Genomic DNA, 13,467 nt, shown 5'->3' with positions numbered 1-13,467 from the left:
CCGGCCGATGAACGCTAACTTCGCAGCCTTCCTCTATCTCGTCTCCGGCGTCCTCTTCATCACGGCGCTCAGGGGCCTGTCGCATCCGACCACCAGCCGCAGGGGCAATACCTACGGCATGATCGGCATGGGCATCGCCATCGTCACGACGCTCTTTCTGGCGCAACCGTCGATCGGCGGGTTCCTCCTGATCGTGCTCGGACTTGCCGTTGGCGGCGGTGCCGGCGCCTATATAGCCAAACGCATCCCGATGACGGCGATGCCGCAGCTCGTCGCCGGCTTTCACTCGCTCGTCGGTCTTGCCGCGGTGCTGGTCGCCGCCGGCGCGCTTTATGCGCCGTCCTCCTTTGGCATCGGCGAGTTGGGCTCGATCCACGCGCAGGCGCTGGTCGAGATGGCTCTCGGCGTCGCCATCGGCGCGGTCACCTTCACCGGGTCGGTCATCGCCTTTCTGAAGCTCGACGGCCGCATGTCCGGCAAGCCGATCCTCTTGCCCTACCGTCACGCCATCAACATGGCGCTGGTGGCGCTGGTCGTCTTCTTCATCATCGGGCTTGCGCTGACCGAGAGCCATTTCGACTTCTGGGCGATCGTCGCGCTGTCGCTGGTGTTCGGAGTACTGATCATCATCCCGATCGGCGGCGCCGACATGCCGGTGGTCGTATCGATGCTCAATTCCTATTCCGGCTGGGCGGCCGCCGGCATCGGCTTCACCCTCGGCAACCTGGCGCTCATCATCACCGGTGCGCTCGTCGGCTCGTCGGGTGCGATCCTCTCTTACATCATGTGCAAGGGCATGAATCGCTCGTTCATCTCGGTGATCCTCGGCGGCTTCGGCGGCGAGACCGCGACTGCGGGCGGCGATGATGGTGTGCAGAGGACGGTCAAACAGGGCTCTGCCGACGATGCCGCCTTCCTGATGCAGAACGCTTCCAAGGTGATCATCGTGCCTGGCTACGGCATGGCGGTCGCCCAGGCGCAGCATTCTCTGCGGGAACTCGGTGACAAGCTCAAGGAAAACGGCGTCGAGGTCAAATACGCGATCCATCCGGTCGCCGGCCGCATGCCTGGCCATATGAACGTGCTGCTCGCCGAAGCGAACGTCCCCTATGACGAGGTCTTCGAGCTCGAGGACATCAACTCCGAATTCGCCCAGGCGGACGTCGCCTATGTCATCGGCGCCAACGACGTTACCAATCCGGCGGCGCGCGACGACAAGACCTCGCCGATCTACGGCATGCCGATCCTCGATGTCGACAAGGCCAAGACCTGCCTGTTCGTCAAGCGCTCGCTCGGCTCCGGCTATGCCGGCATCGACAACACGCTGTTCTACAAGGACGGCACGATGATGCTGCTCGGCGATGCCAAGAAGGTCACCGAGGAGATCGTCAAGGCGATCAACCACTGACGGGTTGGGAACGATTGACGGTCAGACCGTAACTTCCGGATCCCAAGTGAAAAGCTCCTTCGCCTTCGCGATGCCGCGAAGCGCGAAGCGACCTAGCGACACCATGTCGGCGCGATGGGCGGGCGGGCAGGCTTGGGCGAATTCGGAGGACATGATCACATGCCGCTCGACCGAGCGGCACATGGAAGCGATACGGCTCACCTCGTTGACCGCCGGCCCGACGACAGTGAAGTCGAGCCGGTTCTGGCTGCCGATATTGCCGTAGAAGACTTCGCCGATATGCAGGCCGAGATAGACGTCTGTGGTCGGCTTGCCCTCGTCCAGCCGTCGGACGTTGACTTCGTTCAGCATCACCCGCAATTGCCGCTCTGCCGCGATCGCCGATGCACAAGCGGCCGCGCGGTCGTCTACATTGAAGATGGCAAGGACACCGTCGCCGATTAGTTTCAGGACGCTGCCGCCGTGGTCCTCGATGGCGGTGATCACCGTGCCGGCATAGTCGTTGAGGAGCGGTATGATCTCCTCGGGCGCTGCGGTGTCGGAAATCCGCGTATAGTTGCGCAGATCGGAAAACCACATCACCGTTTCGATGCGTTCGGCCGAGCCGCGCACGATGCTGCCCTTGACGACGCGCCGGCCCGCGTCCTGACCGAGATAGACGTCGGCGAGGGTACCGATGATGCGGACACAGGAAGCGGCCTTGACGGCGAGCGCAAGCGTCGGCAGCAGCACCCGCAGCGCGTCGAGATCATCGTCGCTGAAACCGCCTTTCTTCTTCGTCGTCCAATAGGAATAGAAGCAATCCATTTCGCCGATACGGCCGTTGTCCGTGAAATGATGGATCATGCTCAGGCAATCGGTGTGACCTTCGGCTTTCAGATTGTCGAGCATGGTGAAGGGAATGCATGATTCCACGCCAAGCCTGGTGCGGCGCTCGGCCTCGTGCTCCGCCAGCATGTGATAGAATACGGAGCGCTGCCAACTCGTCTGTGCCTCGCCGCCGGCGGTTGAACCGTATTGCACGACCTCCGGTATTTTGTCGCTGTCGCTCTTCCACTGGAAAGCGCGCCCTTCGAATTCGGGGTGAAGCGTGTCGATCAGCCCCAAGGCATGATCGATCTGAAGCCCGGCGCCGTGACATCGTTCGCAGAATCCAGCCAGAAGGTCGGGCTCCTCGAGCCCCTGAATTCCCTGCTCGGATGTCCAAAGAATTATGTCGCGAATTTGCTCGTCGTTCATCGTTTTTCCTGTCGCCGCGCCAGCGATAGCTGCAGCGATCAATCGACAGTCACAGTGCCGCGCCTTTTGCAGACGCGCAAGAGTCGCCGTGCACATTCAATGCCGCATCAATTCGTCCGGGACGATTTGGGCTCGAATCTCTGTGGCAGCATAGGGCGGAAACAAAAGAGGCCCCGGTCCGGGGCCTCGGATCGATGATCCAGGGTACGATTGTCTTCGGGTACATGTGGCACATCAACCGGCGGGTGCCAGGACCAACTGTTCGACACCGATGGCGATGTTCAGCCCTTCCTGGACCTGAACATTCACCGGTTGCAGCATGAACGCCTTGTTTGTGCCGCCGGCGATCACCTTGGCGCCGCCGCCAACCGCGAAGCTCGCATCCGCGCCGACGCCGTAATACTCGCCGGCAAGCGCGTATTCAGCTATCGGAGTGCCGGTCCTTGCCAGTACGTCCCAGATCATCACGCTCTTGCCGGTCGCCCCGACATCGAGGCCGAATTTCCTGATCGTGCCCGCGTAGACGGCGGCCGGCGAACCATCGGCTGGTCTAAAGGTACACATGAGGTTCTTGGTCGACGTGATGATGAGCCCGGGTCCACCTTCCGAGCCGCAGGTGAGGCGGCCGAGCGTGACATAGCTTTCAGCCGCCGGCGCAGCGCCGGAGAGGGCGGCAAGGGCGGCCGCTGCAATGAAGGTTTGCTTGATCATGGCTCAGTCTCCGTTGTTGAAGCCATTGGTCAAACGGATCGAGGCAGCGATGGTTCCGTCAGCGGGACTTCGTGCCGGCACCCTCTTCGGCTGTGCGTACTTGCGTTCGCGCCGGCGCGATATTACGACCGGCACAAAAAAAGCGCCCGCGAGTCTGTCGCGGGCGCGGGTCGGCGGAAAGATGTGGGGTGTCAGGACGTCGCTTTGACGCGGGCGAGGCCGGCGCGGGCCGGCTCGTACTTGGTATCGAGCGAAAGCGCGTGTGAATAGGATTTCGATGCCTTGGCCTTCTCGCCGCGGCGCTCATAGATCAGCGCCTGGTTTGCCCAGGACTCGGCCACCTTGCCGTTGAGATTGATGGCGGTATTGAAATCGGAAAAGGCGTTGTCGTCATCCCCTTGGGCGACATAGGAAATTCCGCGGCCGTTATAAGGCTCCGGAGAGCTCGGTGACAGCGAGATCGCCGTCGAGAAGTCTTCGATCGCCTGCACGTGCTGATTGCGCGCCTGATAGATCAGACCGCGATTGTGATAGGCGCGGGGATCGGTCGTGTCGAGCTCGATCGCCTTGTTGAAATCGTTGAAGGCGGCGTCGAGCTGACCTGCCTGCCGATAGAGATTGCCGCGGCCGATATAGGCGACGTCGTAGCTTGTATTGATCTGCAGTGCCGCATTGTAGTCGGCGATTGCGGCCTGCTGGTTGCCCATGTTGCGCTGAACGAGCGCCCGGTTGGCATAGGCCTGATAGAAACGCGGATTGAGCTCGATGGCCTTGTCGAAATCGGCGAGTGCACGGCGGAATTCACCGGCACGGCCGTAAGCCGAGCCGCGCACGTTATAGCCTTCCGGATCGCTCGGATTGGCGGCGATGACGCTGGAGAGCGAAGCGATGTTTTCTTCCGAGCCCTGTGCGCGCTCGACACGGATCATCGATTCGGAAGTGTCGGTCTGGCAGCCTGCAAGCAGCAGCGCCGAGCCGAGGATAAGCATGGCGGCAAGCTTCGGCTTGCGCTGGTGGCGGCGGTGCGCCTCGTGGATGGTGAAACCGGAGACGTCCGCAGTCATGGCAGCAAGTGTCAAAGTCGATCCCTCAATGAGACAAGGTCCCGAAAGCCGTCGGCTTTCCGTTTACGGAGACCGGCACAGGCGCGGCGCTCCAGCCGGGGTTCATCAGCGCCTCCGGCGATCCGACCGGCATATCTCGTCCGGCGGCTGACCGTCGCTAGCCGATACGGTCACGCTAGACTGCCGACGGACATGATGTCCATATCAAAAAGGCGGCGGCGATATCTCGCCCCCGCCACGACTTACATTAGAAAGCGTCGAAAAAACGACAAATCAGCGGGCCAGAAGGCCTTCACGCTGGGCGCGCTTGCGCGCCAGCTTACGAACGCGGCGAACGGCTTCAGCCTTTTCGCGCGCACGCTTCTGCGACGGCTTTTCGTAGAAGTCACGCATCTTCATTTCGCGGAAAATGCCTTCGCGCTGCATCTTCTTCTTGAGAGCGCGGAGCGCCTGATCGACATTGTTATCGCGGACAAGTACCTGCACGTGAATCCCGTTCCTTTGTTCGAGTTGTCAGCCTCACCGTCAGGTCCGGGAGGCAAAAGTTCGACGTTCGCTGAGCCGAAAGCTTTACGATTAAGGAGCGGATACCAGATCGCTCCGGGAAAGTCCAGCGGCGAGATCGCGGCCCTGCGGAAAAATGCCGAGGGGAGGCGCCTGGACTGGCAGGTGTGCGCTTCAAGGCGGTTTTCGAGGGGAGGGGCGCTTGATGTCGCAAGTCCGCCCAAGTCCGCCGGATCGCGTCGCAAAAGAAACGTTGCGTCGCCTTCGGATTTGCGATTTCTAACGCCAACAGGACGTTTTATCGGGGTTCATGGAGTAGCAGGCGGATGCGCAAATATTCTGTTTTTGCCGTGGCGCGCGAGGCGCTGCGCGGCCACAAGGGATGGGGGCCGCATTGGGCCTCGCCCGAGCCGCGCAAGGAGTATGATGTGATCATCATCGGCGGCGGCGGGCACGGCCTGGGCGCTGCCTATTATCTTGCCAGGGAGCATGGCATCACCAATGTCGCCGTGCTCGAAAAGGGTTGGATCGGCGGCGGAAACACTGGCCGCAACACGACGATCATCCGCTCCAATTATCTCTATGAAGAGAGCATGGACATCTATGAGCATTCGCTGAAGCTCTGGGAAAACCTGTCGCAGGACCTGAACTACAACGTGATGTATTCCCCGCGTGGCGTGATGATGCTGTCGCACAACATCCACGACCAGCAGTCTTTCAAGCGGCACATCAACGCCAACCGGCTCTACGGCATCGACAATGAGTGGCTGACCCCGGAACAGGCCAAGGCCTATTGCCCGCCACTCGATATTTCGAAGACCGCCCGTTATGCGATCAATGGCGCAGCGCTTCAGCGGCGCGGTGGTACGGCGCGCCACGACGCGGTCGCCTGGGGCTATGCGCGGGCGGCCTCTGACCGTGGCGTTCACATCATCCAGAACTGCGAGGTCACCGGCATCCGTCGCGACGGAACCGGCCGCGTCACCGGCGTCGATACCAATCGCGGCTTCATCGGCGCGAGAAAGATCGGCATTTCCGCTGCCGGCCACACATCGGTGCTGATGCAGATGGCCGAGGTGCGCGTGCCGCTGCAGAGCCAGCCGCTGCAGGCGCTCGTTTCCGAGCCGCTGAAGCCGATCTTCCCCTGCGTGGTGATGTCGAACTCGGTGCACGCCTATATTTCGCAGTCCGACAAGGGCGAATTCGTCATCGGCGCCGGCACCGACCAGTACAACTCCTATTCGCAGACCGGCGGCCTGCAGATCATCAGCCATACGCTGGATGCGATCTGCGAACTCTTCCCGATGTTCCGGCGCGTGAAGATGATGCGGCAGTGGGGCGGGATCGTCGACGTGACGCAGGACCGGTCGCCGATCCAGGGCGTGACGCCGGTGCCGGGCCTCTATCTCAATGCCGGCTGGGGTACGGGCGGTTTCAAGGCGACGCCGGGCTCGGCCAATCTCTTCGCCCATCTCATCGCACGCGGCGAACCGCACCGGCTCGCCGCAGGGCTTACGCTCGAGCGCTTCCGCACCGGGCGACTCATTGACGAGGCGGCCGCTGCCGCCGTTGCGCACTAGAATGAAAGGATAGAGCGACCTTTGCACGTTCCACGGAATGCGCGGCGCTCTAACGCGAGGAAATTCCAGATGCTTCTGATTTATTGCCCCTATTGCGAGGAAGAGCGCTCCGAGCTCGAATTCCGCAATGCCGGAGACGCCCACATCGCCCGGCCGACCAACATTGCCGAGATCACCGACGAGGAATTCGAGGAATATTTCTTCATCCGCCAGAACCCGAAAGGTCTGATCTACGAAAGATGGCGGCACATCCACGGCTGCGGCCGTTTCTTCAACGCAGCCCGTGATACGGTCAGCGACCGGTTCCATGTGACCTACAAGGCAGGTGAACCCAAGCCCGAGATCGGCGCCGCTCCTAAGACGAGTGAGACGGTCGAAACCTACGAGGCCTTGGAAGGAGTGGCGGAATGAGCGGCGCCAATCGCATTGCAGGTGCGGGGCGCCTGACGCCCGCGCGCACCGCCCGTTTCACGTTCGACGGACGGACGCTGACGGCGCTCGAGGGCGATACTGTTGCCTCGGCGCTCATCGCCAACGACATCCATCTCGTCGGGCGTTCATTCAAATATCACCGTCCGCGGGGCATTCTCTCCGCCGGCGCCGAGGAGCCGAATGCGCTGCTCGACGTTTCGCGCGATGCGGCGCGCCGGCAGCCGAACGTGCGCGCCACGGTGCAGGAGGTTTTCGACGGGATGAAGGTCTCGTCGCAGAACCGTTGGCCATCGCTCGCCTTCGATGTCGGCGGCTTCAACGATCTGCTCTCGCCGTTCTTTGCTGCGGGTTTCTACTACAAGACCTTCATGTGGCCGAAGGCAGCATGGCACAAGATTTATGAGCCCTTCATCCGTCGCGCAGCCGGCCTCGGCGTTGCGCCGACGGAGGCCGACCCGGACCATTATGCGAGCCGCTATGTCCATTGCGACGTACTGGTCGTCGGTGCCGGCGTCGCCGGTCTTTCGGCGGCGCTTGCAGCGGCTCATGCCGGCGCCAAGGTCATCCTGTGCGACGAGCAGCCAGAGGTCGGCGGTGCCCTCCATTATGACAGCGGCACCCTTGTCGACGGCAAGCCGGGCTATGATTGGGCGCAGGCGACCGGCAAGGCCCTCGCGGGCATGGACAATGTCACGGTGCTGAGCCGCACCACGGCTTTCGGCTATTACAACCACAATTTCGTCGGCCTGGTGGAGCGAGTGACGGACCATGTCGCGTCGCCCGACAAGGCGCTGCCGCGCGAACGGCTCTGGCAAGTGCGCGCGAAGAAGGTGATCCTCGCCAATGGCGCGATCGAGCGGCATATGGTCTTCGCCAATAACGACCGCCCCGGCATCATGCTGGCGTCGGCCGGCCGCACCTATCTCAACCATTTCGGCGTCGCCGTCGGCCGCAAAGTCGGCGTCTATACCGCGCATGATTCCGCCTACGAGGCGGCTTTCGATCTGAAGAAGGCCGGCATTGCCGTGCCGGTGATCGTCGATTGCCGCGAGAAGCCGGGCGAAGCGGTGCTTGCCGAAGCGCGGAGCCTGGGCATCGAGGTGCTGACCGGCCATTCGGTCGTCAACACCACCGGCAAGCTGCGAATTTCCTCGATCAGCATCGCCCGCAACGGCGGCGGCGCCGCACGGAAGTTCGCCGTCGATGCGCTGCTGGTCTCCGCCGGCTGGACCCCTTCGGTGCACCTTTTCTCGCAATCGCGTGGCAAGGTGAAGTTCGATGCGGCAACCGAACGCTTCCTGCCCGGCATCTATCTGCAGGATTGCCTGTCGATCGGAGCCTGCAACGGCACCGACGACCTCCAGGCCACCATCGACGAGGCGCTCGCTGCAGGCGAACTGACGGCCCGAGCCGCGGGCGCGGATGGCGGCGCGCAGGTCACCCTCACAGGCGAGAACGCCTTTGAATGGACGGGCGGCATGAACGGGGCCGCGGAAGGTGCCGGTCCGGACAAGACAGTCAAGGCCTTCATCGACTTCCAGCACGATGTCTGCGCCAAGGACATCCGCCTCGCCGTGCGCGAGGGCATGCACTCGATCGAGCATATCAAGCGCTTCACCACCAACGGCATGGCTTCCGACCAGGGCAAGCTCTCCAACATGCACGGCCTTGCCATCGCGGCAGAAGCGCTCGGCAAGGAGATACCGCAGGTCGGTTTGACCACTTTCCGGCAGCCTTATACGCCGGTGACCTTCGGAGCGATCGTCAACCACTCGCGGGGCGGGCTCTTCGACCCGGCCCGCAAGACACCGATGCATGCCTGGGAGGAGGCGCATGGCGCCGAATTCGAGGATGTCGGCAATTGGAAGCGCGCCTGGTTCTATCCGAAGGCGGGCGAGACAATGCATGAGGCGGTGTCCCGTGAGTGCAAGACCGTGCGCGACGTGGCCGGTGTGTTCGACGCGTCGACGCTCGGCAAGATCGAGGTGGTGGGCCCGGATGCGGCCGAGTTCCTCAACCTCATGTATACGAATGCCTGGGACAATCTGAAACCCGGCCGCTGCCGCTACGGCATCATGCTGCGCGATGACGGCTTCGTCTATGACGACGGTGTCGTCGGTCGGCTTGCCGAGGACCGCTTCCATGTGACGACGACGACGGGCGGTGCGCCGCGCGTCATGCACCATATGGAAGATTATCTTCAGACGGAGTTCCCGCATCTCAAGGTGTGGCTCACCTCGACGACCGAGCAATGGGCCGTCATCGCCGTGCAAGGGCCGAAAGCGCGCGAGATCATCGCGCCGCTCGTTGAGGGCATCGATCTCTCCAACGAAGCCTTCCCGCATATGAGCGTCACCGAAGGGCGGATCTGCGGCGTGCCGACACGGCTTTTCCGCATGTCGTTCACCGGCGAGCTGGGCTTCGAAGTCAACGTACCGGCGGATTACGGCCAGGCGGTCTGGGAAGCGATCTGGGCGCGGGCGGAACCGATGGGTGCCTGCGCCTATGGTACCGAGACGATGCACGTGCTGCGCGCCGAAAAGGGCTACATCATCGTCGGGCAGGACACGGACGGCACAGTGACGCCGGACGATGCCGGGCTCTCCTGGGCGGTTTCGAAGAAAAAGCGGGACTTCGTCGGCATTCGCGGGCTGAAGCGCCCCGATCTGGTCAGGGACGGCCGCAAGCAGCTCGTCGGTCTCCTCACCAAGGACCCGAAAATCGTGCTGGAAGAAGGCGCGCAGATCGTCGCGGATCCGAACGAACCGAAGCCGATGACCATGCTCGGCCATGTCACGTCGTCCTACTGGTCGGAAAACTGCGGCCGTTCGATCGCGCTGGCGGTTGTTGCCGGCGGCAAGGCACGCCTCGGCCAGACGCTCTACGTTCCGATGGCCGACCGGACGATCGCCGTCGAGGTGAGCGACATGGTGTTCTTTGACAAGGAAGGAGGTCGCCTCCATGGCTGACCAGGCAACTGCAACCCTCAATGCTCCGCTTGCCGGCCTCCGCGGCGGCTCGCCCGCGGCGATCCTGACGCCCGCCGGCCCCGCCTCGCGTATATCACTGCGCGCCGCGCCGGACGCGGTTTCGCCGGTTTCCGCCGCGATCGGCGTGACGCTCCCGACGCGACCGAAGACCTCGGCCTCCACCGGCAAGCGCCACGCGCTCTGGCTCGGGCCGGACGAGTGGCTGGTGATCGACGAAGACGGCGCCGACCTGATGGCGGCCGCCGCGTCGACTGGCGTGCTGCACTCGGCGGTCGATATTTCGCACCGCAACACGGCGGTGATCGTCAATGGACCGGGTGCGGAAGTGGCGATCAACAGCGGTTGCCCGCAGGATCTGTCGCTCGGCATCTTCCCGGTCGGCGCCTGCTCTCGGACGATCTTCGGCAAGGTCGAAATCGTTCTCTTCCGAACCGCGGAAGACACTTTCCGCGTCGAATGCTGGCGGTCGTTTTCACCCTATGTCTTCGGCCTGCTGTCGGAGGGAGCCGAGGACGCGGGGCACTGAAGTGAGCTTTATTTAAGAGGCTACAAGCGGCGGAGCGATCCGCCGCTTTTCCTTTGTCCGGCGGGCTTTGTTCGCAGCGTTCGTGCCGCGTGTGGGCCCCTCTTCCGGCTGCCGCCATCTTCTTCCTGCAGCCGGGGAGAAGGACATGCGGCGACGCTTTGCCTCACCCCCTCTCGCCCCGCGGGCGGGAGAGCTGGGTAAGCGGGCGACCGTCCGGCTTTCGCGTCTCGACTTCTGGTACTCAATCACGTTTATAAATTTCTGCTTGGCTCAAATTTAAAAGCGGAGGAGACGGCGTGAAGACACGGGCGGCAGTGCTCAGAAAATCACCGGTCGAAAGACCCTATGCGCATACAAGACCGCTTTCGATCGAGGCCGTCGAACTCGATCCACCTGGGCCGGACGAGCTGCTCGTGAAGATCGGCGCCGCCGGTCTCTGTCATTCGGATCTTTCCGTCATCAACGGCGATCGGCCGCGGCCGGTGCCGATGGTGCTCGGCCACGAGGCCGCCGGAACCGTCGAGGCGGTCGGGAGCGGCGTCCGCGATGTCGCACCCGGCGACCGCGTGGTGATGAGCTTTATGCCGAGCTGCGGCCACTGCCTGCCGTGCGCCGAGGGCAGGCCGGCGCTTTGCATTCCTGGTGCGGAGGCGAATGGCAGGGGCACGCTGCTTTCGGGTGAGCGCCGACTGCGGTGCGAGGAAGTTCAGGTGAACCATCACCTCGGCGTTTCGGGCTTTGCCGATTACGCCGTTGTTTCGCGCCACTCGGCCGTGAAAATCGAAGCGGATCTGCCGATGGTCGAGGCTGCGCTCTTCGGCTGCGCGGTGCTGACCGGCGTCGGCGCTGTCGTCAATACCTGCCAGGTGCGCCCCGGCCAGTCCGTTGCGGTCGTCGGTCTCGGCGGCGTAGGCCTTGCCGCGATTCTCGGAGCGATCGCCGCTGGCGCCGAGCGCATCATCGCCGTCGATCTTTCGGAAGACAAGCTCAAGCTCGCCCTGTTGCTCGGCGCGACCGAGGCGTTTCGAGCAGGAGATCCCGACGCGGCCGAGAAGATCCGGGAGGCGACGCGTGGCGGCGTCGACCATGCGGTCGAGGCGGCGGGCTCCGTCAAAGCCCTTGACCTTGCCTACAGGATAACACGGCGCGGCGGACTGACGGCATCAGCCGGTCTCGCCCATCCCGCAAGCCAGATCTCGATTCCTGCGGTCAGCCTCGTCGCCGAAGAGCGCACGCTTCGGGGCAGCTATATGGGAAGCTGCGTGCCGAGCCGCGATATCCCTCGGTTCATCGCCCTTTATCAGCGCGGCCGATTGCCGGTCGATCGGCTGCTGTCGAGCACGGGGCCGCTGGAGGAGATCAACGAGGCGTTCGATCTTCTCGACCAGGGACGCGTCATTCGCCACGTCATCATGTTTTGAGGTCCAACCTTCAGGACCAGCCCTTCCACTCCACCCATCGGCCGTGGAAGTCGGCACGACCGACCATCTGCCTTTCGCCGGCTGGCCAAACCTGAAGCCACAGCGCCGCCCCAGGAGCGGAGCCATCGGCCTCCATCTGCAGCCAAGCGAGCGGCGCTTCTCCCGTCGCGGCCGCTCCGGCGGCGGCGATCAGGGCCTCGCCTTTTTCCCGCGCGGACTTCGGCAGATATTGCAAGACCACCGAGTGATAGATCACGTGGACTGCGCCGGCATGGACGTGTGCAAGACGCTCCCTCAGCCAGTCGATTGCGTCGGCGCACTCAACCAGGCTTCGATGACTGGCTGCGGTCTCCAGCGCCTTTCTTGTGCGCTCAAGCCTGTCCTGCTGGTCGGCCCAGATGTAGGAGAGAAGCCGCAGCCGATCCTCCTCGCTCGCGGGGTCCAGCGGATTGAGGTCGCAGCCGGCGCGCTCGATGATCTTGACAGGACCAAGGGGCGGTGCGCTTCCGGACCATTGCGGTGCGATGACAATCGCTGAACCGCTGTTGCCCCACCGGCCACCCGAAAGCTCATACCGGTAGCGGTCCCAATGCAAATTCAAACCGGCGCTGGCGCCAATTTCGGAGAGAATCAGCGGTTTCCCGAAATGATCCGCTACCGTCAGGAAACCTGGAAGCAGAACTCCGGAGCGGCGGACCTCATTCGTCTGCGGTGCCGAGCGGAGACGATCGAGAATGAAATCTGCATGTTTCAGGAAGGCGCTCCGGCAGGCGGCCCACAACGTTTCGTCGTCTGCTTGGTTCGGCGGATAGCACGCTTCCAGGAGTTCGTCGCGATGCAGCAGAACGAGGGCATGCAGGGTCCCGAACAGACGCAAGGGCAACGCATCGCCCGTCGAAGACGGATCGCTCGGCCAGTCGAGGATATGCCGACCGACAGCGCTCTCCCGGTTCAGTCGTTCCGCCGCCAAGCGGCACAGCCGGCCCGTGAACGGCGAGCCCAGCCCTTCGCAGGATTTCGCCTGGTCGCGAAACGCGCTGCGAATGGTTTCGGCCCGCCGCTCCTCAGGCATTCGCCGGGCGATCCTTCGGGTCGAACTGGATGATCGTCTGCCATGTCGCGGTAAGGGCGGGCTTTCTCTCGCCCTCGATCTCCACCGTCACGTCATAGGTGATCATCAACATGCCGGCGCCGCGAAAGCGGGCGTCGGCCATGGCGAAGCGGCCGCGTACCCTGGCGCCGCTCTTCACCGGCGCCACGAAACGCACCTTCTCGAAACCATAATTGATGCCCATCGTCTGCTCGCGGATTTTCGGCAGGCAGTTGTAGTTCATCGCCGAAAGCAGCGAGAGCGACAGGAAGCCGTGGGCGATCGTGCCGCCGAAAGGCGTTTCCGCTGCTGCGCGTGCCGGGTCGGTGTGGATGAACTGGAAATCTCCCGTCGCTTCGGCGAAGCGGTCGATGGTCTTCTGTGTCACCGTGATCCAGTCGGAGACGCCGAGCTCCTTTCCGATCAGTGCCTTGATGTCAGAAAGTGAAATGTCCTGCGTCATATGAAATGTCCTGAAACAAGGGCCTCCCAATCGATCTAT

Annotated in this window: 12 protein-coding genes; 6 read left to right on the top strand and 6 right to left on the bottom strand. The window is 63.1% G+C overall.

Annotation, left to right across the window (positions count from 1 at the left end):
• Positions 1-7 precede the first annotated feature (7 nt).
• Positions 8-1,408 (top strand): NAD(P)(+) transhydrogenase (Re/Si-specific) subunit beta, encoded by a 1,401-nt coding sequence (locus PYH37_RS27055; RefSeq protein WP_280734548.1) that lies wholly within the window; start codon positions 8-10, stop codon positions 1,406-1,408.
• A 21-nt stretch (positions 1,409-1,429) separates the two neighbouring features.
• On the opposite strand, the gene PYH37_RS27050 is transcribed toward PYH37_RS27055, so the two are convergent.
• From PYH37_RS27050 to rpsU, 4 genes are all read right to left on the bottom strand, one after another.
• Positions 1,430-2,647 carry an adenylate/guanylate cyclase domain-containing protein gene (locus PYH37_RS27050; protein WP_280734546.1) on the bottom strand — a complete coding sequence of 406 codons (1,218 nt, stop codon included), beginning with the start codon at positions 2,645-2,647 and terminating at the stop codon, positions 1,430-1,432.
• 234 nt (positions 2,648-2,881) lie between these two features.
• Entirely contained in the window at positions 2,882-3,358 is a 477-nt protein-coding gene (locus PYH37_RS27045; RefSeq protein ID WP_280734545.1) for a DUF992 domain-containing protein, read from the bottom strand.
• Between the two features lie 191 nt (positions 3,359-3,549).
• Positions 3,550-4,422, bottom strand: a complete 873-nt coding sequence (locus PYH37_RS27040; RefSeq protein WP_280734544.1) for a tetratricopeptide repeat protein — start codon at positions 4,420-4,422, stop codon at positions 3,550-3,552.
• A gap of 273 nt (positions 4,423-4,695) precedes the next feature.
• Positions 4,696-4,908, bottom strand: coding sequence for a 30S ribosomal protein S21 (gene rpsU / locus PYH37_RS27035; protein ID WP_012709405.1), 213 nt, complete (start codon positions 4,906-4,908; stop codon positions 4,696-4,698).
• Between the two features lie 344 nt (positions 4,909-5,252).
• Here rpsU and PYH37_RS27030 point away from each other — a divergent pair, with 344 nt between their 5' ends.
• From PYH37_RS27030 to PYH37_RS27010, 5 genes are all read left to right on the top strand, one after another.
• A complete protein-coding gene (locus PYH37_RS27030) occupies positions 5,253-6,506 on the top strand; it encodes a sarcosine oxidase subunit beta family protein (protein ID WP_280734543.1) in 1,254 nt (417 codons plus the stop codon).
• 69 nt (positions 6,507-6,575) lie between these two features.
• Positions 6,576-6,917: a sarcosine oxidase subunit delta gene (locus tag PYH37_RS27025; protein WP_280734542.1), complete on the top strand. Its 342-nt coding sequence runs from the start codon at positions 6,576-6,578 to the stop codon at positions 6,915-6,917.
• Positions 6,914-9,907 carry a sarcosine oxidase subunit alpha gene (locus tag PYH37_RS27020; RefSeq protein ID WP_280734541.1) on the top strand — a complete coding sequence of 998 codons (2,994 nt, stop codon included), beginning with the start codon at positions 6,914-6,916 and terminating at the stop codon, positions 9,905-9,907. Before PYH37_RS27025 ends, PYH37_RS27020 begins: the two co-directional genes overlap by 4 nt.
• Positions 9,900-10,454 (top strand): sarcosine oxidase subunit gamma, encoded by a 555-nt coding sequence (locus PYH37_RS27015; RefSeq protein ID WP_280734540.1) that lies wholly within the window; start codon positions 9,900-9,902, stop codon positions 10,452-10,454. Before PYH37_RS27020 ends, PYH37_RS27015 begins: the two co-directional genes overlap by 8 nt.
• Before the next feature lie 296 nt (positions 10,455-10,750).
• Entirely contained in the window at positions 10,751-11,875 is a 1,125-nt protein-coding gene (locus tag PYH37_RS27010) for a zinc-dependent alcohol dehydrogenase family protein (RefSeq protein WP_280734538.1), read from the top strand.
• Between the two features lie 10 nt (positions 11,876-11,885).
• Here the strand turns inward: PYH37_RS27010 and PYH37_RS27005 are convergent, their stop codons facing one another.
• Entirely contained in the window at positions 11,886-12,947 is a 1,062-nt protein-coding gene (locus tag PYH37_RS27005) for a DUF2332 domain-containing protein (protein ID WP_280734537.1), read from the bottom strand.
• A complete protein-coding gene (locus PYH37_RS27000) occupies positions 12,940-13,428 on the bottom strand; it encodes a MaoC family dehydratase (protein ID WP_280734535.1) in 489 nt (162 codons plus the stop codon). Before PYH37_RS27000 ends, PYH37_RS27005 begins: the two co-directional genes overlap by 8 nt.
• Positions 13,429-13,467 lie beyond the last annotated feature (39 nt).

Origin of the sequence: Sinorhizobium numidicum, from assembly GCF_029892045.1 — a bacterium.
Classification (GTDB): Bacteria; Pseudomonadota; Alphaproteobacteria; order Rhizobiales; family Rhizobiaceae; genus Sinorhizobium; species Sinorhizobium numidicum.
The sequence above is the reverse complement of the archived record's forward strand: the minus strand, read 5'-3'. Positions and strand labels throughout refer to the sequence as shown.